The organism is Arcticibacterium sp., assembly GCF_055134445.1.
Genome location: NZ_JBSRVI010000035.1, coordinates 106724 through 128255, shown reverse-complemented (window position 1 = coordinate 128255; position 21532 = coordinate 106724). Strand labels below are relative to the sequence as shown.

The following is a 21532-nucleotide window of genomic DNA, read 5'->3' as shown; positions in this document are numbered from 1 at the left end:
ATAAATATTAAATTCCACTTATGAAAAAACCCTCAACAACGTTAGTCATTGTTCTCTTGACGACCATTGCTGGTTTATCTACAGCTGTAGCTGTATTCCTGCCAGCAGTCAAATTCGAGGAAAATTCAAACTAGAAAAAATAGTAATTCCAAACAGTACCATAAGCTATAAAGACAGTCTTTACTTTTTAACTATAGATACGGAGGATGTTTCTGGAAATAGTATATCATATGACGAAGTAACCGAAAACGGAGAAACCTCAAGCCGTAGGTATTGGGCAACCGCAGAAGGCCCTGATGATTGCGTTAAGACATCAATGATAAGGATTAATGTTACTTATAAAAATGGGGAAACTCGTCGTTTTATCAGAGATTCAAATGACCGCTACAATTTAAGATTGGAGGTTTCTGGTTATCTTTATGAGAACTCCCATGATACTGATACCTATCATTATTTGATTGTGAACTAGCGAGCAATATTAACCTTAGATAAACCTAAACCCATTTACCTCTTGGAAATACCAACCTCTAAGAGGTAATTTTGGTAAGTCATAAAGCTAAATGCTTAGTTGAATATTTATTTTCAATAAGCTATTGTATTTAAAACCACTTATTTATACCTTTGCAGCCCCAAAGACTGCCTTCATGAAGCCGCCCGTGCTTCGAAGGGAAAATTAAGTTGGTGTAAATGGAAGTTCCGATCCGTTTTATGTGCTGGTTTCTAGCATCTTACAACTTTTCTTTAGGCTTGAGGTTTTTAACACTGAATTTGGGATAGGTTTAAAAATCAAATGGCGAATGTTTTTTTATAAACGTTTAAAAAAAATAAACAGTGGATACATTAAGTTATAAGACCATTTCGGCTAATAAAGCGACGGTCAACAAGGAATGGATAATTGTGGATGCAAAAGACAAAGTTTTAGGTCGTATATGTAGCCAGATTGCCAGCATTTTGAAAGGTAAAACCAAAACGAATTACACGCCTCACGTAGATTGCGGTGACAATGTTATTGTTATCAATGCTGAGAAAGTGAAATTGACTGGAAAGAAGATGACAGATAAGCAATATATCCGTCATACGGGTCATCCAGGTGGACAACGTTTTGCTACACCTCGTGAATTAATGGAGAAAGACGGAAGAAGAGTTGTGGAAATGGCCGTTAGAGGTATGCTTCCAAAAACTCGTCTAGGTCGTAAGCAATTTACAAACCTGTTTGTTTATGTTGGAAGTGAGCATCCTCACGCAGCACAACAAGCGAAGTTAATCGAACTTTAATTCTAAATTAAAACATTAAAAATATGCAAGTAATCAATACCATAGGTAGAAGAAAGACGGCTGTTGCAAGAATATACATGCAACCTGGTAAGGGTGATGTTACGGTTAACGGTCGCGATTTGCAAACATATTTCCCAACGGAAGTATTACAAATTATATTAAACCAACCTTTTCATTTAGTTGATTCAGACGGAAAGTATGACTTAAAAGTGAATGTTAAAGGTGGTGGAATAGCAGGACAAGCGGAAGCTATTAGAATGGCTATCTCTCGTGCTTTAGTAGAGGCAGATAGAGAAAACAGACCAGCTTTGAAAAAAGAAGGATTCCTTACTCGTGACTCAAGAATGGTTGAGCGTAAGAAATACGGACGTAGAAAGGCTCGTAAGAAGTTCCAGTTCTCTAAACGTTAATACCAATATGAATACAAAGTCTGTCATGGTTTTCTATTTCAGACTTTGTGTTTTTCTTAAAATAGTACAGTCAGCACTTATCGTGTCCGATGTGTTGGGCTGCTTAAATCATCCTTTAAACAAAGACAAATGGCACAGTTAACTTACAAAGAACTTTTAGATGCAGGTGTTCACTTCGGTCACCTTACCCGTAAATGGGATCCACGTATGGCTCCATACATCTTCATGGAGAAGAATGGTATCCATATTATTGATCTTAACAAATCATTAACTTCATTAGAGCAAGCTCAAGCCTTCGTAAGAGGTATTTCTCGCTCTGGTAGAAAAATAATGTTTGTAGCTACTAAGAAACAAGCTCAAGAGATTGTTTCTGAAGAAGCGAAAAGATTGAAAATGCCTTTCGTTACAGAAAGATGGTTAGGCGGTATGCTTACCAACTTCCCAACGATTCGTAAGTCATTGAAAAAAATGCAGAACATTGAGAAAATGCTTTCTGACGAAGAAACTTCTAGCAATCTTGCCAAGCGTGAAAGATTAATGTTAGACAGAGACAGAATCAAGTTAGAAAGATTGCTTGGTGGTGTTACTGACATGTCTAGACTTCCAGCTGCTTTATTTGTAGTGGATATCAAACGTGAGCACCTTGCTATTTCTGAAGCAAAAAGATTAGGTATTCCCGTAGTCGCTATGGTTGATACTAACTCTAACCCAGAGTTAATTGACTTCGCCATCCCAGCTAATGATGATGCTTACAAATCTGTTTCTTTGATTACCCTTGCTATTGGTAAAGCCATAGAAGAAGGTATTCTTGAAAGAAAACAAGATAAAGAAGCTTCTGAGTTAAAAGAAGCTGAAGAAGCTAAAAAAGCTTCAGATGCTAAAAAAGAAGCCGCAGCCGAAAAAGCAGCAGAAAAGGCAGCCGCTACCGCAGCAGCTGCAGCTCCAGTTGAAGAAGCGGAAACTGAAGAATCTCCAAAAAGAAAGAGAACAAGAACAACAAAGGAAGAAGGTGCTGACGAGGAAACTCCAGCTACTGAATCTGATGCTACTTCTACAGAGGAGAAAGCTTAGTTCTAGGAAAAAATAAGTTTTCGAATAGCCCGGAGGAACCTTTCGGGCTATTCACATTATAGGATTTATAATTAAATATCAAAGCAAAAATGAACATAACAGCTGCAGATGTAAACAAACTTCGTCAAGCCACAGGTGCTGGTATGATGGATTGCAAAAAAGCCTTAGTAGAAGCTGATGGCGATTTTGAAAAAGCAGTAGAATTTTTAAGAAAAGCGGGTCAGAAAGTAGCTGCCAAAAGAGCAGACAATACTACTTCTGAGGGCGTTATTCTTGTAGATGTAAGTGATGGTGGTAAAAGTGGTAAAGTATTGGCCTTAGCTTGCGAAACAGAGCCTGTTTCAAATGTTGAAGACTTTACTTCATTGGCAAAAGCTATTTTACAAGCTGGTGTTAAAAATGATGTAAAAGACACGGCTACTTTACTTGAAACAAAACTTGAAGATGGCAGAATAATTAGTGAGGCCATCACAGAATTAATAGGTAAAATTGGTGAGAAGGTAGTTATATCTTCTTTTGACCATGTTGAAGGAGAAGCTGTTGTGGCTTATATTCACTCAAATAACAAAGCCTCTGCTTTGGTATCTTTTGAGAATGTTCAAGGAGCGGATGTAGTATCTTTAGGTAGAGATGTTGCAATGCAAATTGTAGCCATGAAGCCTGTAGGTTTAGATAAAGATAATGTAGATCCTACAATCGTGGAAAAAGAGATTGAAATAGGAAAAGAGCAAGCTCGTCAAGAAGGAAAGCCTGAAGCAATGCTTGAGAAAATTGCCCTTGGTAAACTTAATAAGTTCTATAAAGAGAATACACTCTTAAATCAAGACTTTGTTAAAGACCCATCTATTAACATTGCAAAACTTCTTGAGAACACTCAAAAAGGATTGAAAATAACTTCTTTCACTCACACGGTGATTGGATAGTTATTCTTGCATTATTAGGCATAAAAAGACCGCTTTCCTTCACGGAAAGCGGTCTTTTTGCATATTACCCTAATACGCTCTTTTAAAGCGTTAAACCATAACAGAAATTACGTGAAACACTTTTATAAACACCACAGATCAACACACCATCCTCCTTATTATTGACTGCTTGCTGAATGGCATCATTGAAATCCTTCTCTGAATCCACTTTAACGTTCCCAACACGCGTAATAATAAAACCGTCTTTTATATCTGTGTCTCTAGCAAAAGTGCCCGCCTCAAAAACCTTTGAAACCCTAACACCGTTTCTCACTCCCATCTCGCTTTTCTCTCCAGATGAAAGCTCCTCTAGTTTAACTCCTAAATTAGAAATAGAACTCTTTGCCACTTCCTTTTTAATGATAGAACTACCTCCATCTCTATTTCTTAATGTTACCGTGAAATCTTTCTCCTTACCATCTCTATCCACGGTCACTTTAATTTTCTCACCCGGTCTTTTAAGTCCAATTAACTCTCTAAATTTCGGCTCAGACTTTATTACCATCCCATCAATTTTTAAAATTACATCACCTGGCTGAATTCCCGCAACATTAGCAGCACCATCCTCTGTAGTTTCTCTAACATAAATTCCTTGAGTAACCTTTACCTTAAATTCTTGAGAATTCTTATTGTCTAGTTCCACCGGAACAACCCCTAGATATCCTCTTTGAACGTTACCAAATTTAATAAGGTCTGTTGTTACTTTTTTGACAATTGCTGAAGGAACTGCAAAAGCATAACCGGCATAAGCCCCATTTGGAGACGCTATAGCGGTATTAATTCCGATAAGCTCACCTTGTAAATTCACCAAAGCCCCGCCACTATTTCCTGGATTAACCGCAGCATCTGTTTGAATAAAAGATTCAATCGGCGTATCGCCCTCTACGCCACTTTTCTGGTACCTCTGCTGATAACTTCTAGCCAAAATACTTATATCTCTACCAATTGCACTTATGATACCAGCCGTAACTGTAGACTCCAAATTGAAAGGATTTCCTACCGCCAATACCCATTCTCCCACTTTAACCTCATCGGAATCGGCAAAGATTAAACTAGGTAAATCTTTCTCCTTAATTTTTATTACCGCAATATCCGTAGACGGGTCTACACCAATAACTTCTGCCGTATAAATTTTCTTATTATAAGTCACTACCTCAAGTTCGCTTGCACCTTCCACCACGTGATTGTTTGTAGCGATATATCCATCCTTAGAGATAATTACACCAGAACCAGAAGATTGTTGTTCCTGCGGACGAGCTTGTTGTTGATCAAAACCAAAAAAATCATCAAAGATAGACGGCATTCGCTGCTGTCTTACCGCCCGCATGGACTTAGCCTTTATATGCACTACCGCAGGAGCAGAAACTCCGGCTGCATAAGTAAAGTCTGTCAACCCAGAAGCAGGCATATTCGAAAAGTTCACTAGCTTCGAATTCCCTGTATCTTCTCTAGCATTCGCCTCGTTCATTATAACATCAGTCTTTTCTAAGCCTGACACTTTATAGCCTACTATGGTGACCACACTACTTGCCACTGCTATTAATGCTACTTTTAAATTATTTTTCATATATCCTTCATCTGTTTTTCATTTAGAACAATAAACACAAAAATATTTTTTTGTAATATAGAAACGTACGTCGAAGCATTAAAATTCAACCCCGACCTCAACACTTAACATAATTTAACAAGAAAAAAGCGACTTAGAGCTATTTCTAAGCCGCTTTTTACACCCTCATTAGCATTACGAAACCGTAATCAGCTTAGGCTCCTTTTCTTTCTCTTCTTCTTTCTTAGGCAAATTAAGCATCAATATACCATTAACATAACTTGCATCAATTTTCTCGACATCTACAGATTTAGGCAGATAGAACTTTCTTTCAAAAGAAGATTGACTAAATTCCTTTCTCGTATAATTGGCCTCCGTACGCTCATTAGATTCTGTCAAAGTTCTAGCGATAGACAAATGCTTGCCGTCCACGTTAATTTTGAAATCCTCCTTTTGTGCTCCAGGTACCGCCAATTCAATTTTAAAATTATCCACCCCTTCTAAAATATTCGCAGCGGGTATTGCTTCGTTCTTCTTTATATCTCCAAACGAGTCATTCTCCCCAAAAACATTATTAAATAAGAAAGGGTAGTTACTTACAGGTCTAAAAGATTTTACTAAAGTATTCATGATGATTATTTATTTTAATTAAAAATTTAATTTCTAATCATTCCTCATCAACTCTCATTCCAATCTTATAATTCAGCCATTGTGTCTTCTTTCTGGTTCTCAATGTGAGCAAAGTATGCCACATTGTCACTCATCTTCCAAAAACAAAAAAAGTCCATGACATTTATGTCAGGACTTTAAATACTTCATGAAGGATTTATTTAACTACTTCCTTGTTTTCAGCTTCTCAAAAACATAAGAACCAATTTTTATTCCCATGGCCTGCCCTTCTTCGCAACCAGACCTGTAATGTATTCCACCATACATCCTACTATATGAACAAGCCGTAGCAGATTCCCTAAAAGAAGGAAAAGTCTTTACCCCGTGACCATACGGAAACTCCGTAGAATCAGTAAAGGCATAATTATCTCCCATAAGCCCCGTCATCACCTCCGCAGAAGCCGCCGAAATGGTACTATGCCCACTGGTATATTCCGGAAATGGCGGTGTTTGTAAATAAGGCACCCAATCTGGATCAAACTCGGCATTGATAACCGTTTCTGGTCTTATTTTCTCACTTCTATATTTCTCCTCCCAACTACAGATAAAAGCTTCATGCAAAGCAACTGATACCATAAGATACGCTTCTGCAGATTCCATAATAGATTTCTTTTGTCCCTTTAAACCTGTTTTTGCTATCGCCAACCAATGACCACCAGGTGTCATTTTCTTATTAGCGAACATTACGTGCCCTTGAACATTCATTACGAAAGCGTTATCATCCCAGAACCACGCCATACTCTCCTGCTCCTCCGTTTTATTCTTAGATATATCATAAACCTCCATAAGCTCCTTCCAAAACAAACTATTCTTATCCAGGTTATATCGTGGTGGTGGTGGTGGTGTGAATTGATTAGCTGAATCTAAAACCATTAATCTGATAGTCATCCAATATGGCTCCATAGCATCTCCATACTGCGGAGGAGTAGGCACCCATAATCCGGCCTCATTCTTCACCGTATATCTTAAACCCCTCGTCTGGGCATAATTATCTTTTTTGGCATAGTCTATAACATGAGCCGCAATAGCCTCACCATACTTTATAGATCTCTCGTAAACATCAGAAGGAACACCTGCCTTCTTGAAGTCGGCATAGAGACCATTCTCAAACTCATCATATTTATCAACCGTAAATGTTTGACTTCTGGCTACCAGGAGCAACGCCTTTATACTCGCCAAAGGATAGCAGTACTCTTCCGCAGCATCCGGTTTTGGCACATTCACAAAACCCTTAAGCTGGCCATCCATACTTCGATAGCTCTCATCAGAATTCACTAGAGCCTCATAACCGGCTAGCGTAGCATAAGAATAAATTCTACTCGCTACTGGTGGTGAAAAAATGTCATGAATAATAACTTCTGTCAGCTTATCTAGTGCGTTATGATAATACTCTGGCTTATTGGTTATAACACCATACTCTTCTGCCGACTTCCGCTCACAAGACAGTAGTGAAATGCATAATGTCGCCAGTATTAATAATTTTTTCATATATCGTAAAAGGTTAAATTTTTATACTACTCATCTAAAATGTTTTCTTCCACCGTTGTGGTTCTTTCTCCTCCATGAAGAATATCGACAACATCTTTGACATGATAAACATCCTTATTGTATCTATTGCTTAATATAATAATAACAAAATCTTCTCTGAGGTCTAAGAACATAATCGTATTATAGCCCTTCCACCAACCCGTATGATAAACATAATCTGTTTGTTGTTTATCATTCAGCCATAGCCTAAAACCATAACCATAATTTCTCAACCCCGGATGTTCAAAACTTCTGGGTGTATAAATTTCCCTCAAAGACTCTTTCTTCAGTATTTTTTCGGATTTTAAAGCCCCGTACCATTTCAATAAATCCTGAGAAGTAGAAAAAACACCCTTATCTCCAGCTATATTATCATAAGCGTCAAAGGGAATTCTTCTTCGATTTTGATAGCCAAAAGTCCTTGGCTGACCATCTTTTAACTCCGTTACAAACTTCGATTTTTTCATCCCTAATGGCAGAAATATTCTTTTTTTCAAGTATTCCGCAAACGTAAGACCTGAAACTTTTTCTACAATTGCTGCTAAAATAGCAAAATTTGTATTGTTATAAGAGAAATAATGGTCTGGTAGATTGAAAGCCTTTGGTGTAGGATTTACTTCTTCAAACCATTTCATCAACTCTTGATTATCAGGAAAAAACTTCCCTTCCCTAGATTTTTTATCAAAAGTATATTCGTAATAAGGTAATCCAGATCTGTGGCTTAACAGACTTCTAAGTGTAACACCTTGATATGGAAAGTTAGGATAGTAATCTTTAACGGTAAGATCTAAACTCAATTGACCCGTTTCTACCAATTGCATTACAGCTACTGAGGTAAATGTTTTAGATAAAGATGCCAACTGAAACGGAGTATTTCTACTTATAGGTATCGAATCCTCAAAGTTTGCCAGCCCAATAAGCGTGTCACATAGTACTATCCCGCTTTGGGCTATTAAGATACTCCCATTAAAACCCTTTTTGACTTTGGCATCCACAAAACCCTTTAACAGTGCTGTCTTTTTATCGGCAGAAATGGCTACCCGAATAGAATCGAGTCTTTCTTGTAGTCCTAAATCTTCCTGATCTTGTAAACCGGTATTATCTGCCTTACTCCTACAAGAAAAAACATTTAAACAGAAAAAAAAAAGAACTAAAAGTCTGATGAGCATTATCTTTGAAAAGACAGATTAGAAGTGAAAATACTGCCTAGATAAATAACCAGTACCGTGAATACAGTGCTTGAAAAAATCTTCAAGACTGTGTGAAGAAACAAATGTGTACCACCAGCTTCAATAAAAAACAAAGCTAAATGATGAACAAAAACAATTACAGTGATGTATACCAAATAACGCTGATGACCCAACTCTGGCAGTGTGACGCTTAAATCATTTTCAACCCCCTTTGCCGGAAAAAAGTATAGTAAAATTCCTCTTCTTAGAAAACCTATTAAAGTACATGCTGCCGCATGCACCCCAGCAGTATTATAAAATACATCTACCGTCAATCCTATTAGAAAGCTGAGTAAAATAACCCAAATACTATCCATATCACCCGGTAGCCATAATATCGCTATAATGTATATAAAGCAGAAAGCCACATCAAAAAGCACTAAATTCCTCACTAATAGCACTTGTAGTGCCACATAGAGTATAATAACCAAACCCGATTTAATGAGATTCTGACTATTCATTTTCTTCCTCCCTTTCTAAGTTTATCTGCTCGTCTACTAACTTATTCCTTACGATATATACATAAGTAAGCCCACCAAAGTCAGTTGCCAATTTCACATCAATATCATGAAAAGCCCCATTGTCGGGTGTGGATACGTATCCTATTTTACCAATAAGTACATCTGGAGGGAAAATTAAGTTTTGTGCAGAGGTTACTACACTATCACCTACGGCTATTTTTTTGAATTTATCTATCGTTCCTAGCTTAACGATGTCATGCGAAACACCATTCCAAAGTGCTAGGCCAAGGGCTGTTTGATCAGAAATACGCAGTGCTTTATTCTTAACTTCTGAAGAAACTCTAAATTCCTCATGTAAAATGGAATAAATTCTGGAAAAATGTTGGCTACAAGACATCACCTGACCCACTACACCTCTGGGACCAATTACCCCCATGCCAGGTTCTATACCGTCCAAAGTTCCTTTGTCAATGGTAATGTAATTCTTTGACCTTGCTGAAGTGCTATTGATAACTTTGGCTACCTGGAATTCAAATCTATCCGCATATATAGAGTCTACTTTATAAAAGGCATCTCCTCTTTCACTTTTTTGCTGAAGCTCTGTCAACTCCTCTCTTAAAGCACTGTTTTCATTCGCCAGACTTTCATTCTCTTCCTTTAAGTAGAGATATTCCTTCGCCTTATACGTAGCTGCCATGGTGCTTGCCGCCGCCGCATTGGTTGAATTAAAGACATTAACATCCCATTGCAAATTATTCTTACGAATCAATGCAAAGGAAATAATCTCCAAAACTAGGAATAGGAAAAAATATTTGGCTCTGTTTAAGAGCCCGAATAATTGAGACATAAAAACTTAAATGCTCAAATGAAAAATACTAATGAACTAATACTGCCTGAAATTTCTCAATATTTTTAAGAATTTCACCGGTACCTCTCACCACAGCCTTAAGTGGATCTTCTGCCACATGAATTGGCAGTTTTGTCTTAAGTTCCAGACGCTTATCCAAACCGTGAAGCAATGCACCTCCGCCAGTCAAGAAAATTCCGTTTTCAAAAATATCTGCAGATAACTCTGGTGGAGACATTTCTAAAGCCCTCATGATAGCTTCTTCTATTTTGGATATTGATTTATCCAATGCATAGGCTATTTCGCTGTAAGTTACCTTAATCTCTTTAGGTATACCCGTCATAAGGTCTCTACCACGAATTTCTATGTCCGCTGGTGCATCATCCAAATCTGGCAGAGCAGCACCTACTTGTATTTTTATAGATTCAGCAGAACGCTCCCCTATTAAAAGGTTATGCTCTCTACGCATGTAATCCACAATGTCTCTTGTAAATAAGTCTCCTGCAATTCTCACAGATGCTTCGCAAACAATACCCGAAAGAGCAATGACCGCTATTTCGGTAGTACCACCTCCAATATCCACAATCATGGAACCATTAGGCTGCTCTATGTCAATACCAATACCTACTGCTGCTGCAATGGGCTCATGAACCATATATACTTCCTTAGCACCTGCATGCTCACAAGAATCCTTTACAGCACGTTTTTCCACCTCCGTAATACCTGAAGGAATACAAACCACCATTCTGTGAGAAGGAGAGAAAAACCAACTCTTACCAGAGTCAATCATCTTAATCATACCACGAATCATTAACTCGGCGGCCGTAAAGTCCGCTATAACACCGTCTTTTAACGGTCTTATGGTCTTAATGTTTTCATTGGTTTTTTCATGCATTTGCATGGCCTTATGACCAATAGCAAGCACTTTGCCACTTACTTTATCTAAGGCAATTATTGAAGGTTCGTCAACGACAATCTTGTCTTTATGTATAATTAAGGTATTTGCGGTACCTAAGTCAATTGCAATGTCGCTAGTAAGAAAGCTAAATAATCCTGCCATCCGAAGTGTTAAGTCTTGAAAAATATGGAAATAATTCCTGCAAAATTAACGATTATTCTTTGCAAAATTTTCTTTGGATAAAGATTTTTATTACTGAAAACCTGTACTGCACTATCCTATGCTTTTAATTATATACCCCACTATACATCAGCCCGTTATTAACTTAAAGCCTTCTCCATGGAGGTTTAATATCTTAATGTTCTCGTCTGCCTTTAAATGTTTTCTAAGTTTAGTGATATAAACATCCATTGACCTGGCATTAAAATAGGAGTCGTCTCCCCAAATCATCTTCAGAGCATAACTCCTACTTACTGGCTTGTTTGGGTTTTGACAAAAGAGCTTAAGGAGTTCAGATTCCTTTGTGGTTAGCTTTTTTGATTCTCCATACAACGACAGCTTAAGATCTATGGTGTTAAAAGTATAAGGCCCTATAGAAAACTCTTCTTGATTTACCTCTGGCCCTTGCTTACTAACTCTTCTAAAAATGGCCGCCATCCTCATTAGGAGCTCCTCCATACTAAACGGCTTAGTAATGTAATCATCCGCTCCGCTTTTAAAACCCTGAATGGTGTCTTCCTTCATAGACTTAGCAGTAAGAAAAATAATAGGGACTTCGGCATTGTTGAGTCTAATTTCCTTTGCCAAAGAAAACCCATCCTTCTTCGGCATCATTACATCCAGCAAACACATATCAAAACCCTCATTCTTTAAAAAAAGATCTAAGCCTTGATTGCCGTCTCTTGCCAGCTCCACTTCATATCCCTTTGAAGAAAGATACTCCTGAAGGAGCATTCCTAGATTCGGATCGTCTTCGGCCAAGAGTATTTTTAATTTGATTTCCATATTTTTATCCTTCACAGGTTTAAGCCGTTAAATCCTTATAAAACGTTAATTCAAAAGTACTTCCTTTATTCACTTCACTCATCACTTTTATATCTCCTTGGTGAAGGTCCATCATCTTTTTCACGTAGCTCAGACCTAAACCAAATCCTTTAACATTGTGAATGTTTCCCGTGGAAACTCTATAAAACTTTTCAAATATTTTCCCTAGCTGTTCTTTTTTCATTCCGATACCCTCGTCACTTACAATTAAGGCCAGACCGCCATCCACATCCCTGGTAGCGACCATTATCCTTGGGTTCTCCGGCGAATACTTGTTTGCATTATCTATCAGATTATAAATAATATTGGTCATGTGAACCTCATCTGCAATAATCACGGCATCTGCGGCCTCTAGATCCAAAACGATACTTCCGTTTTTACTTTCAATCTGCACGCTCAAGTTTTGACACACTTGCTCTATTAAATCATGGAGATCTACTTCGGTCGTTAACAACTTAACTTCCCCTTTGTCCATTAAAGCCATTTGCAACACTTTTTCCACTTGGCTTCCTAACCTGCTATTTTCATCTTTAATAATGTTAAGATACTTTTCTGGATTAGACTTCATGCTAGTATCTTTCATCACCTCCACAGCCAGAGAAATGGTAGAAATTGGTGTTTTGAACTCATGGGTCATATTGTTTATGAAGTCGTTCTTTATCATAGACAGGTTCTTCTGCTTCAACATCGTATTGATGGATGTAAAAAAGATACCACCAATCATCAAAATCAAGATCAAGGAACTCCCAAAAACTGACCACATATTTCCCATGATAAAATTATCCTTTTCAGGAAAATAAACATACAAAAACTGCTGCTGCGGTATGGCATCATTTGGAAAGAGTCTCACATTATAAGCTAGATCTGCCAGCTCTGGTTTGTTATCAAGAGCATAGGAGGCAAACATCATATTTCCACTATCCTTAACACCATATTCAAAGGGAATATCGATACCGTGATTTTTCAATTCCTGTCTCAATAGCGTATCCAGCATTTCTTGGTTTACCCTGTCGTAAATATCCTTTTTGCCTTGCATAAAATCTGCGAAGACATCCTTAACCAAGTTTGCCTTGTTGATAGATTTCTCCAAAACTTTCGGTTCTTCTTCTACCTCTATCCATTCATATTCCGGCTCCGTATTCTTTTTTGTCGCAATTGCATTTGAAGAAAGCACTTTTTTAGGTTTTAAATTTCCAGAAGGGTTACCTTTTTTAATCCCAGAAACTTTCAAACTGTCGTGAGAAGTTGACGAACTAGGATTGTTTTCGAATGCATATCGATAATTCTGTGGCATCGGAGGATGACCGATACCTGCTTGGCTTCTATTTGCAACCAAAGCCTCGTTGGCCATTATTAACTGGTTAAATTCCTGATCAATAATATTAAAAATCTGATTTATCCCTCTGTTTCTATTTGAGAAGTCTCCTGCTCTCTGTTCAAGCTGTTGCATCAAAAGGTTCTGCTCTCTCATCACCTTTTTCACAAAAGCCAACCTGTTTTCAGGTAGTAGATTTCTTTCGTCAAAATTTACATCCGATAGCTGAATATTAATAGTAAACTCTTCAATACTAGGAATCTCAGAGGATTGATCAAACCCTAGAAAAACAGAATCCATTGGGAAGTTTTGTTTTTTAGAATTTGGCGACCTTAATAAGCCATTGGCATTTTGTTTAGTGCTCGAATGAGCCAAGTCCTTTTTAACGGAAACAGGCACTGCTTGTTTAGTCTCAACAGGTTTCACTGTCTTCCGTTTCAAAATCCTTTTCAGTTTTTTTTGTGGTTTCTTAGTTTCTGAAAGACTTGCTAAAGTAAGCTGCTCTTGTTCTTTCATCTTTCTACTAGCCAGAAAAAGAACTTCCTGCTTCTCCACCCTATTCACGGCTTGATTCATAGACTCCACCACTTTACGGTCAAACTGTTCCCGCTTTACGGCTAATGCATTTTCAATCCAATACCACTGGAAGCCCACAAGACCAACCAATGCCAACAGCATTAAAACTATAATGTATCTAAAATTATTCATTCAGAGCGTTTCCTGATTACCTTAAATTCTAACAAAACTACGGTATACAACTTCTTCATTACCTGTTTTAACAATTTTTAACCCGCTTTTAGGGGTTTTATTAACCTCAAATTCTGTTTCAATGTATCGCTCTAGCCTCTTCATAACAAGAGAGTTTGCTGATGATTTAGAGAAAAAGCCTCCAATTAATGCTTGATTAAGCTAAAATTAATTGGTTCTAATAACCAAATTTGCCTTATTTGTTTCTTTTAATCAGAAACAACCCATAAAGGCAATGAATCTTTCAGAAGAATCTCACCCAAGACAAACAACACATCCAGAGAGAATTCTACAATTTGGTACAGGAGTATTACTCCGAGGCCTTTGTGATTTCCTTATTGACAAAGCCAATAAAGAGGACATTTTCAATGGAAGCATTGTGGTCGTAAAATCTATGCCTGGCGGCATCGATATTTTCAATAAGCAAGACAACCTTTATACGGTCTGTGTTAGAGGTATAAAAGACAACAAAAACATTTCGGAAAACGTTATTTGCGAACCCATCAGCAGGGTATTGGCGGCCAGCACCCAGTGGGAAGAAATCCTGAAAACAGCGGAAGACAAAAACATCGACGTTATTATAAGTAACACCACTGAGGTTGGCCTTCAGTATCATAAAGAAGATGGAGAAGGCACACCAAACTCCTTTCCAGGAAAATTAACGGCATGGCTAGTAAGAAGATTCGAAGCTGGGTTACCGGGTGTCATCATCATTCCAACGGAATTGGTTGTGGATAATGGTTCTATCTTAAAAGATCTGGTACTAAAGCAAATTGATGATCAAAACTTGGGCAAGGATTTTAAAGAATGGGCTTTAAATCAAAACCACTTCTGCAATTCTCTTGTAGATAGAATTGTCCCTGGAATGCCCTCTAAAGAAGAGCATAAAGAACTATGCGAAACTATCGGCTATCAAGACGATCTATTAACCAAAGCAGAAGTTTATTCGTTATGGGCCATTGAAGGAAATGAAGACGTTAAAAAGAGACTTTCTTTTGAAAAAGCAGATGATAGAGTGGTGGTGGAACCCAACATTACACAATATCGTGAGCTAAAATTAAGAATGCTTAATGCTCCGCATACGCTCATGTGTGCCTTATGTTTTCTAGCTGGTTTTGAAACGGTAAAAGAGGCCTTAGAAAATGACATTATGGAGAAATTCATTTCTAACTTAATGCTTTCTGAACTTGCACCTTCTCTTCCAGCCAAAATTGACCCAAAAGTAGTTCAACGTTATGGTAGAGAAATTATTGACAGATTTAGAAATCCATACTTAGATCATAAGTGGATCAGCATCACTTTCCAATACACCATGAAAATAAAGATGAGGACAATTCCTCTTCTTTTAAGATACTATGAAGTTTTTGGAACAGCCCCTCATTATTTCGCTAGAGGTATTGCGGCCTACATGCTATTCATGAAATCTGTAAAAGTAGAAGACCAAAAATACTTTGGAGAATTAAATGGGACATTTTATCCAATCAACGACGACCAAGCCGCCTGGTATCATGAAGCTTGGAAGAATAATGATCCAAGGGAGTTAACGAAAAAGGCTCTAAGCAATTCTGAATTTTGGGGAATGGACTTAACAACCCTTAATGGATTCGAAGATGCTGTAGCTACTCACCTATCCAATATGACCATGATTGGCGTTAAGGGAGTAGTCTCCGCTTTAAATGTTTATGCTTAATTAGGTATTGTTTCCTTTTTATTTGAAGTGCCTCTAGTCGTAAAGGACCGGAGGTACTTTTTTATTTGCAAGACACTCGGAAATTTAAAATATCTCGTAAGCTAATTTATAGACAATCATTTGAGGGCTTTAATGAAGTCAATCCATATTCTGCTATAAATTCATAAGGAATTTAAAAGGAAAAAGTGCTGGCAACGAAAAAAAGAGATATTCCCTTTAGTACGCCACCAACACTTTCTTTTAAAAAGGAATGGTTGAATAAATGTTTGGCAAACATAGGTCTGAATATGCATATCAGCCTGTACAATATTGACAACTTCTAATACTTTCATGACCAGATAGTGCAAATTAATAAAGAATTAATACAATTTTAATGTTTTCTCAAGCCTAAAAATAGGCTTGAAAAAAAATCAAGTTTTTTTCTAAAAGTATTTGGAAATTATAAATCAATCCTACATCTTTGCAATCCCAAACGAAAGGGGAGTTTAGCTCAGTTGGTTCAGAGCATCTGCCTTACAAGCAGAGGGTCGGGGGTTCGAATCCCTCAACTCCCACACTGAAAATCAAAGCGTTAGTGAATTATTTTCACTAACGCTTTTTTATTTTCCAACTATCCTCCAACAATTTGGGATATTAAAAAATCAAATCGCCTTTAACCTTCAATTAAAAGCTTTTTCTCTTAGAATCTACAAATCTGATGGTTATATTTGAATATGAATGTCATTTGTCTTGAGGAGGAGGCTTTTTTTAGGCTTGTTGAGCAAACCATACAAAGGCTTCAGGTGAACAAAGGGGCACTTGAGGATAAATGGGTGGGAGATGAGGAGGTGATGCGGATTCTTAAGATTAAGTCAAAAACAACTTTGCAAAGATTGAGAGATGAAGGGGAACTTAGATTTTCTCAACCATTACATAAAATAATTCTCTACGATCGGGACTCCGTAATTGAATATATTGAAAAACATGCCTCACGGTAATAATTATGTATGAAAAAAGTATCAAAGCATTTAATCAGGGCTACAACTTGTCAAAACTAGACCCTTTAAAAGCCCGAGAACTCTCCGGAACCATCAATACTCGTTCACCAGAAGCAATGCAGTATTTTAAGGCTGGTGCTAGACAATATGAATTGGAAAAGGCCAAGGATCATGAAGTAGCCCAAAACTCAAGAGAAAAGAAAACAAATAAGGATAAAGGATATGGTTATTAGAAACGACATTCTATTTTACATAAGATACATTATCACACCGTATTTACAGACCATCCATTGATTTCCCTACGTGTTTCTTCTCAAAATTAATTGGTGAAATCGATTTCCCTTCTGCAACATTTTTGTAAGCCGCAGTTATTTTTTCCATGTTATTTCTTTCTACAAGGTTATTTTTAAAGCTATTTATGGCCTTTTCTTCTAAATTTTCTTTAAAAGTGTTGGCCTTCTCAAATTGGACTTTAACATTTTCTGCTTTTTTTCTGGCCTCTTCAGACCTCATATGATCCATTTTCTCAATGGCTTGGCGTATCTGCTCTCTTTTACCTTGGCTTCCGAAGATTTGAGTTTCTAGTTCTTTTGTCCTTTCACCCATTCTTTCTCTGAAAAACTTCTCTTTTTCAGATTGAAAACGATGTGTTTCATTCAGGATACTTTTTTCGGTGTCGAGGATGACTTTTTCTTTAGTATATTCCATTCCTCTCGGAGTTTGGCCTGCATGAATTCTTTTCTGTAAATTATTCTCCTCAGTTTTAATGTCATTAAAACGAGGGTCTTTATCTATTTCAGCTCGAATTAATTTCTCATTCCGTTTAATATCTTCCCGGTATCCTTTATCAAGAATCTTAAAACCATATTTATCAATTTCCATATTTTTTGCAATAGTTTGAAATTTAAAGTAAGATAATAAAAATGATTTAGAAAATTAGGAGAAGAGGCTATGAGCACATTCATGGAGCTAATACTATTAGAAGCTAGGAAGGATTTTTCCGAGGCTGAAATCGAAATGGGAGATAGGTTTCATAAAGAGAATATGAACCAAATTATTCTAAAAGCAGGTATTATGGATGATGATCATCGCAAAATTTACGCGGCATTTTGTGTCAGAGCCTATGAGAATGATTATTTAATGTTGATCAGATATTTTCAGCTCGCCTGTGAAATGGCTGATGAGGCGGCACGAAAATATCAAGATGTTCTATTCACTAAGGATAGTTTTAGTGTGCAGGAACTAGAAAACTTTCTTGGTCAATCAGATATAGATTCTCTCCCATACTCTATGAAAAAGATACTCTTCAAGGCGGCCTCTATTCGTAGAGCCATTTATAGTGAAGTTTTTCATCATAGGCTAGAAGAGTACACCTATACACTTTCCTAGGGTTTATAGGTCAAAATCTTTTCCCCTTTCGTGATTCTTCCTATTTAAATCTGCTTTTGAATGCTGTTCAATATCTTTTGCAGGAGAAGTCGTATCAAGATCTTTGGATTGTTCATTTTCTAGTTTTTGCAGAAAAGCGTCATTTTGAATGAATTGATTCTTCCTGAATTGCCCCAAATTTTCATCATAACGCTGTTTTGCATTTTCATTGCTGAGCTTTAATTGTAGAATTTTATCCTCCAGTTTACTCTTCTTCTTTGAGCTAAAAATGCCTTTTGTTTGAGACAGTTTATCTTGGAGTTCCTTTAATTCGTTGTCATTCTTTTCTATACCGTAGTATTCTCTTAACAATCGATCTTTCTTATTGAATTCAGTGTTTTGTTTTCTTCCGAATTCCAATTTTTTATCAAATTTGGCATTATCAAAAGAATTTCGTTTCAAGGCTTTTTTGATAGGGTCATCCTTTAGAGGTTTTGATTGAATGGCCTTTGTTGTTTGAGGCGTGGAAGATGGTATTGGCCTATTACCTGATGGTTTATCCAAACCCTCTTTTTTGTCAGCATTATCGATAAGATCTGATTGCCATTGTGCCTCATAGTCGTCCCTGTAAAAGTGTTTTCTCCCCTCCGAGAGCACTTTGGCATCTGGCAAAATATTGTGATCCAAATCTGACAATCTGTCTTTTAAATCAGAGGCTCGTTGTCCTTTCAATTGGCGGGAAAGGCTATATATTTCGCCGTTGTGATCCACCAAGACAAACCCTCTTTTATCGCCCTTTGCGATTGAATATCCCTGCTCTTCTAGAGCGGCATTGAATGACTTTCCATTATCCGATCTTTCATAAAGATTTTGTATTAAAGCTGCTCGTTCCAATTTCTCCTCCTTGTGCTTGATTATCTTGTTCTGATTGGCTTTATCTTTACGCAGCTCATTATTCTTCTCTCTTTCTTTACAATAAACCTGACCATGTTCTTGCTCGTAGTTAAGAGCCCATTCGGAAAGTTTTAGGTGATCTTTATAAATTATTGCTGTTTTACCTGTTTCAGGATGAATGAGATTTACAACGCAGTGGACATGATCATGGTCTGTTTCCTGATGTGCTACTAAAACCGCTTGATGCTCTGATAATCCCAAAAGCTCTAAGGTTTCCAGAGCCTTTTGCTTCATGTGCTCGGGTTCGGGTTTCTCATCCGGATGCCAGGCCAAGGCATAGGCATAAACAACACCTTTGGTTGATTTACGGCCAGTCGGCTTAACACCGGCCTCCTTTTTCAGGCTTTGAGCTTGCATGGCCGTTGCGCTCATCCATTTAATCGCCTTGTGAGGGTCATCCGTGGGTAAATTTTGCGTATGTGTCCATGCAACCCGTTCACTGGTTTCGGCCTGTTTATCATGCAGGTAGTACATCCCTGCCCCTTTAAATGAATTTCCTCTATTTGCGATCCAAGGTACCATATGCTTGATTATCTAATAGGCCTCAATAATTTGATCGAGAAGGGTTTCTAGTTTCAACCAGACCCTTTTATGATCTCGATCTAAATGACCGAATATATTGAGCTTTTTTGTTTGCTGATTGAGATTTGTACCGATCTTTCGAAGCTGAATTACAATTTGCGGATCAAATACAGATTTTCGATTGGTAATTTTAATTTCGCCATTGATCGCAAGAGATCGGACAAATTCGGAAATCGTCATATCAAGTTCATTGGATTTCCGCTTGATAAGCTCATATTCGCTCTCGGAACATCTCACCGCAGGGAGGTGCTTGCTGAGAATTTCTGTTTCTTTTTTCTTAGGTCTAGCCATCAGTAAATGTTTTAGATTTCTGAATCTGAAAGACGTGCGAATGCACCTGAAAGATGGAGGATCAAACGGAGGTCACCCTCCTTTGCAAGTAAAGTTTTTGTGATACAAAAACATATCTTGCTACTCCGTCCTTTTACAAATTTACGAAGTAATCATTTGCAACGCAATTGACTGACTATGAACCATCCACAATGATCCAAACAGGTGCATTGTTGAAAGCCGCTTTGCTGGCTGAAAGAAAATGAAAAGCAGCACTATGAGTACGACACAGCAGAATATTACCCATCACAACCAACATTCAAGTGTATGCAGAGTTATCGTAAATCAACAAAGTTTCAAAATACTAAAATTTTAAGTATGTGAGTCATAATGCACCTACTTTCTGAAGAAAAAGGAATTATTCCCGATCAAAAGATAGAATATAATCTGCGGCTTTCTGGGCTTGTTGGGCGGCTTGCATGACTGCTTTATTGTTTTGCTTCATCACTCCAAGCCATGATTGTATATAGGAGGCGTTTTGAGAAATACGCTTAGTTTCGCCAAGTGAAGCCATAACAAAGGCACTTGAAATATCCGCTACCAGCTCTTCCATAGCATATTCTTTATCTCCAAAGGCCTTGCCGAATGTTCTATTGAGGCGTTTTTCATTGCCGGACCAGTGAGATAATTCATGAAAAGCTGTCGCATAGAAATCTGAAACAGTGTGAAATTGCTCTCTTAGGGGCAATACTACATAATCACCGTGCGGGGAATAATAGGCTCTATTACTTTCCCGAATTCGAACATCGGCTCCAGTAGCATTCATGATATCCTCTGCCTTGGCATGGCGTTCAAATTCAGTATTTAGGATTATCTTTTCTTCAACTTTTTCTTTCAGGTGATCAAGACCTTCGGTTTGTGCCAGATTAAAAACATGATAGAGCTTCATGATTGGAACGCTTTGTATGCCCTTCGCTTCAATTTGAGCTCCATTCATTTGTTTTACCGTTTCAGGCTTATAGTATTTTTTATTTTTATCGATATAGGCGGTTTTATAATAAATGATAGGCAATGATTTCTCGCCTTTTCGTATATGGCCACCAGCAGTTTTAGCCTGATTAAATGTTAGCCACTGATTGGCCGGAATGCCTTGAAGCATTGATACAATCGACAGGAGTAATTGATTGACACCGCGATAATTTTGCCCTGAAATGGCGTTTCTGGCCGGTTTATTATCGGCATCCAGCCTGATCCACGGTATGGCGAATTCTTCGGTTTGGTGTTTTTCCAGTAGCTCTATGATTTTATCAGTGACGTGTTGGTAGACATCATTGTTAGACATGGTTATTTCCTTTCTAAAACAGGTTAAGTTGTTTGGATTGGGCAACATATTCCTTCCATTCTCTGGACTTTGCCTCGTGTTCGAGCCACTTATGGACATATTCCACTGGAGAGCCTTCTTGATATACTCTGGAGGCAAAGACAAAATGCGAGATGTATCCACTAACAGTGATTGGCAATTTGAGCTTATCTGCCTGATGTACTTCCAGATGGGAAAAGTTTTCACCGTAATTCTCAGATACTGCCCTTGACCAGATTTCACAAAAATGCACTTCGAAGGGGATATTTTCCCATTGTGATTTATAAATTTCATACGTTTTTGCCATTTCAGAGCCCTTCCTTTGGCAGG

The 21532-nt window shown here is 37.7% G+C and carries 22 protein-coding genes and 1 tRNA gene; 9 read left to right on the top strand and 14 right to left on the bottom strand.

The window, feature by feature from the left end:
* Positions 1-831: 831 nt before the first annotated feature.
* The 4 genes from rplM to tsf all read left to right on the top strand — a co-directional run bounded on the left by rplM (position 832) and on the right by tsf (position 3679).
* Entirely contained in the window at positions 832-1275 is a 444-nt protein-coding gene (rplM, locus tag ACTBZY_RS04925; RefSeq protein ID WP_463045225.1) for a 50S ribosomal protein L13, read from the top strand.
* 23 nt (positions 1276-1298) lie between these two features.
* Positions 1299-1685, top strand: coding sequence for a 30S ribosomal protein S9 (gene rpsI / locus ACTBZY_RS04920; RefSeq protein ID WP_463045224.1), 387 nt, complete (start codon positions 1299-1301; stop codon positions 1683-1685).
* Between the two features lie 129 nt (positions 1686-1814).
* Positions 1815-2756, top strand: coding sequence for a 30S ribosomal protein S2 (gene rpsB, locus ACTBZY_RS04915; protein ID WP_463045223.1), 942 nt, complete (start codon positions 1815-1817; stop codon positions 2754-2756).
* 89 nt (positions 2757-2845) lie between these two features.
* Positions 2846-3679 (top strand): translation elongation factor Ts, encoded by an 834-nt coding sequence (gene tsf / locus ACTBZY_RS04910; RefSeq protein ID WP_463045222.1) that lies wholly within the window; start codon positions 2846-2848, stop codon positions 3677-3679.
* 82 nt (positions 3680-3761) lie between these two features.
* Here tsf and ACTBZY_RS04905 read toward each other — a convergent pair whose 3' ends face one another.
* From ACTBZY_RS04905 to ACTBZY_RS04865, 9 genes are all read right to left on the bottom strand, one after another.
* Positions 3762-5285, bottom strand: a complete 1524-nt coding sequence (locus ACTBZY_RS04905; RefSeq protein WP_463045221.1) for a trypsin-like peptidase domain-containing protein — start codon at positions 5283-5285, stop codon at positions 3762-3764.
* Positions 5286-5459: 174 nt separating this feature from the next.
* A complete protein-coding gene (locus ACTBZY_RS04900; protein WP_463045220.1) occupies positions 5460-5894 on the bottom strand; it encodes an Hsp20/alpha crystallin family protein in 435 nt (144 codons plus the stop codon).
* Positions 5895-6098: 204 nt separating this feature from the next.
* Positions 6099-7421 (bottom strand): vanadium-dependent haloperoxidase, encoded by a 1323-nt coding sequence (locus tag ACTBZY_RS04895; RefSeq protein WP_463045219.1) that lies wholly within the window; start codon positions 7419-7421, stop codon positions 6099-6101.
* 26 nt (positions 7422-7447) lie between these two features.
* A complete protein-coding gene (locus ACTBZY_RS04890; RefSeq protein ID WP_463045218.1) occupies positions 7448-8629 on the bottom strand; it encodes a serine hydrolase domain-containing protein in 1182 nt (393 codons plus the stop codon).
* The gene (locus ACTBZY_RS04885; RefSeq protein WP_463045217.1) at positions 8629-9150 is read right to left on the bottom strand and encodes a hypothetical protein; all 522 of its coding nucleotides are present in this window, start codon (positions 9148-9150) and stop codon (positions 8629-8631) included. The genes ACTBZY_RS04890 and ACTBZY_RS04885 overlap by 1 nt, the downstream gene beginning before the upstream one ends.
* Positions 9143-9997: a rod shape-determining protein MreC gene (gene mreC, locus ACTBZY_RS04880; protein WP_463045216.1), complete on the bottom strand. Its 855-nt coding sequence runs from the start codon at positions 9995-9997 to the stop codon at positions 9143-9145. Before mreC ends, ACTBZY_RS04885 begins: the two co-directional genes overlap by 8 nt.
* A gap of 28 nt (positions 9998-10025) precedes the next feature.
* A complete protein-coding gene (locus ACTBZY_RS04875) occupies positions 10026-11057 on the bottom strand; it encodes a rod shape-determining protein (protein ID WP_111373174.1) in 1032 nt (343 codons plus the stop codon).
* Between the two features lie 147 nt (positions 11058-11204).
* A complete protein-coding gene (locus ACTBZY_RS04870; protein ID WP_463045215.1) occupies positions 11205-11900 on the bottom strand; it encodes a response regulator transcription factor in 696 nt (231 codons plus the stop codon).
* Between the two features lie 19 nt (positions 11901-11919).
* Positions 11920-13962, bottom strand: coding sequence for a sensor histidine kinase (locus ACTBZY_RS04865; protein WP_463045214.1), 2043 nt, complete (start codon positions 13960-13962; stop codon positions 11920-11922).
* A 274-nt stretch (positions 13963-14236) separates the two neighbouring features.
* Here ACTBZY_RS04865 and ACTBZY_RS04860 point away from each other — a divergent pair, with 274 nt between their 5' ends.
* The 4 genes from ACTBZY_RS04860 to ACTBZY_RS04845 all read left to right on the top strand — a co-directional run bounded on the left by ACTBZY_RS04860 (position 14237) and on the right by ACTBZY_RS04845 (position 16901).
* The gene (locus tag ACTBZY_RS04860) at positions 14237-15691 is read left to right on the top strand and encodes a tagaturonate reductase (RefSeq protein ID WP_463045213.1); all 1455 of its coding nucleotides are present in this window, start codon (positions 14237-14239) and stop codon (positions 15689-15691) included.
* Positions 15692-16170: 479 nt separating this feature from the next.
* Positions 16171-16245, top strand: a tRNA-Val gene (locus ACTBZY_RS04855).
* Between the two features lie 159 nt (positions 16246-16404).
* Positions 16405-16668: a helix-turn-helix domain-containing protein gene (locus tag ACTBZY_RS04850; RefSeq protein WP_463045212.1), complete on the top strand. Its 264-nt coding sequence runs from the start codon at positions 16405-16407 to the stop codon at positions 16666-16668.
* Positions 16669-16673: 5 nt separating this feature from the next.
* Positions 16674-16901, top strand: coding sequence for a hypothetical protein (locus ACTBZY_RS04845; protein WP_463045211.1), 228 nt, complete (start codon positions 16674-16676; stop codon positions 16899-16901).
* Between the two features lie 43 nt (positions 16902-16944).
* Here ACTBZY_RS04845 and ACTBZY_RS04840 read toward each other — a convergent pair whose 3' ends face one another.
* Entirely contained in the window at positions 16945-17550 is a 606-nt protein-coding gene (locus tag ACTBZY_RS04840) for a hypothetical protein (protein ID WP_463045210.1), read from the bottom strand.
* A gap of 69 nt (positions 17551-17619) precedes the next feature.
* Between ACTBZY_RS04840 and ACTBZY_RS04835 the strand changes: the two genes are divergently transcribed.
* On the top strand, positions 17620-18057 hold the full coding sequence (locus ACTBZY_RS04835) for a hypothetical protein (RefSeq protein WP_463045209.1): 438 nt from the start codon (positions 17620-17622) through the stop codon (positions 18055-18057).
* A 3-nt stretch (positions 18058-18060) separates the two neighbouring features.
* On the opposite strand, the gene ACTBZY_RS04830 is transcribed toward ACTBZY_RS04835, so the two are convergent.
* From ACTBZY_RS04830 to ACTBZY_RS04815, 4 genes are all read right to left on the bottom strand, one after another.
* On the bottom strand, positions 18061-19512 hold the full coding sequence (locus ACTBZY_RS04830) for a relaxase/mobilization nuclease domain-containing protein (protein WP_463045208.1): 1452 nt from the start codon (positions 19510-19512) through the stop codon (positions 18061-18063).
* Between the two features lie 12 nt (positions 19513-19524).
* The gene (locus ACTBZY_RS04825) at positions 19525-19863 is read right to left on the bottom strand and encodes a plasmid mobilization protein (RefSeq protein WP_463045207.1); all 339 of its coding nucleotides are present in this window, start codon (positions 19861-19863) and stop codon (positions 19525-19527) included.
* Between the two features lie 397 nt (positions 19864-20260).
* Complete coding sequence (locus ACTBZY_RS04820; RefSeq protein WP_463045206.1) at positions 20261-21184, bottom strand: ArdC family protein; 924 nt, start codon at positions 21182-21184, stop codon at positions 20261-20263.
* A 13-nt stretch (positions 21185-21197) separates the two neighbouring features.
* Positions 21198-21509 carry a hypothetical protein gene (locus ACTBZY_RS04815; protein ID WP_463045205.1) on the bottom strand — a complete coding sequence of 104 codons (312 nt, stop codon included), beginning with the start codon at positions 21507-21509 and terminating at the stop codon, positions 21198-21200.
* Positions 21510-21532: the final 23 nt, after the last annotated feature.

Excerpts from the sequence above, each read along its gene's own strand:
- ACTBZY_RS04900 (WP_463045220.1), bottom strand. The coding sequence starts at position 5,894 with ATGAATACTTTAGTAAAATCTTTTAGACCTGTAAGTAACTACCCTTTC.
- tsf (WP_463045222.1), top strand. The coding sequence starts at position 2,846 with ATGAACATAACAGCTGCAGATGTAAACAAACTTCGTCAAGCCACAGGT.
- ACTBZY_RS04870 (WP_463045215.1), bottom strand. The coding sequence starts at position 11,900 with ATGGAAATCAAATTAAAAATACTCTTGGCCGAAGACGATCCGAATCTA.
- ACTBZY_RS04850 (WP_463045212.1), top strand. The coding sequence starts at position 16,405 with ATGAATGTCATTTGTCTTGAGGAGGAGGCTTTTTTTAGGCTTGTTGAG.
- ACTBZY_RS04905 (WP_463045221.1), bottom strand. The coding sequence starts at position 5,285 with ATGAAAAATAATTTAAAAGTAGCATTAATAGCAGTGGCAAGTAGTGTG.
- mreC (WP_463045216.1), bottom strand. The coding sequence starts at position 9,997 with ATGTCTCAATTATTCGGGCTCTTAAACAGAGCCAAATATTTTTTCCTA.
- ACTBZY_RS04815 (WP_463045205.1), bottom strand. The coding sequence starts at position 21,509 with ATGGCAAAAACGTATGAAATTTATAAATCACAATGGGAAAATATCCCC.
- ACTBZY_RS04830 (WP_463045208.1), bottom strand. The coding sequence starts at position 19,512 with ATGGTACCTTGGATCGCAAATAGAGGAAATTCATTTAAAGGGGCAGGG.
- ACTBZY_RS04875 (WP_111373174.1), bottom strand. The coding sequence starts at position 11,057 with ATGGCAGGATTATTTAGCTTTCTTACTAGCGACATTGCAATTGACTTA.
- ACTBZY_RS04820 (WP_463045206.1), bottom strand. The coding sequence starts at position 21,184 with ATGTCTAACAATGATGTCTACCAACACGTCACTGATAAAATCATAGAG.
- ACTBZY_RS04890 (WP_463045218.1), bottom strand. The coding sequence starts at position 8,629 with ATGCTCATCAGACTTTTAGTTCTTTTTTTTTTCTGTTTAAATGTTTTT.
- ACTBZY_RS04835 (WP_463045209.1), top strand. The coding sequence starts at position 17,620 with ATGAGCACATTCATGGAGCTAATACTATTAGAAGCTAGGAAGGATTTT.
- ACTBZY_RS04865 (WP_463045214.1), bottom strand. The coding sequence starts at position 13,962 with ATGAATAATTTTAGATACATTATAGTTTTAATGCTGTTGGCATTGGTT.
- ACTBZY_RS04840 (WP_463045210.1), bottom strand. The coding sequence starts at position 17,550 with ATGGAAATTGATAAATATGGTTTTAAGATTCTTGATAAAGGATACCGG.
- ACTBZY_RS04895 (WP_463045219.1), bottom strand. The coding sequence starts at position 7,421 with ATGAAAAAATTATTAATACTGGCGACATTATGCATTTCACTACTGTCT.
- ACTBZY_RS04845 (WP_463045211.1), top strand. The coding sequence starts at position 16,674 with ATGTATGAAAAAAGTATCAAAGCATTTAATCAGGGCTACAACTTGTCA.
- rpsI (WP_463045224.1), top strand. The coding sequence starts at position 1,299 with ATGCAAGTAATCAATACCATAGGTAGAAGAAAGACGGCTGTTGCAAGA.
- ACTBZY_RS04860 (WP_463045213.1), top strand. The coding sequence starts at position 14,237 with ATGAATCTTTCAGAAGAATCTCACCCAAGACAAACAACACATCCAGAG.
- ACTBZY_RS04825 (WP_463045207.1), bottom strand. The coding sequence starts at position 19,863 with ATGGCTAGACCTAAGAAAAAAGAAACAGAAATTCTCAGCAAGCACCTC.
- ACTBZY_RS04885 (WP_463045217.1), bottom strand. The coding sequence starts at position 9,150 with ATGAATAGTCAGAATCTCATTAAATCGGGTTTGGTTATTATACTCTAT.
- rpsB (WP_463045223.1), top strand. The coding sequence starts at position 1,815 with ATGGCACAGTTAACTTACAAAGAACTTTTAGATGCAGGTGTTCACTTC.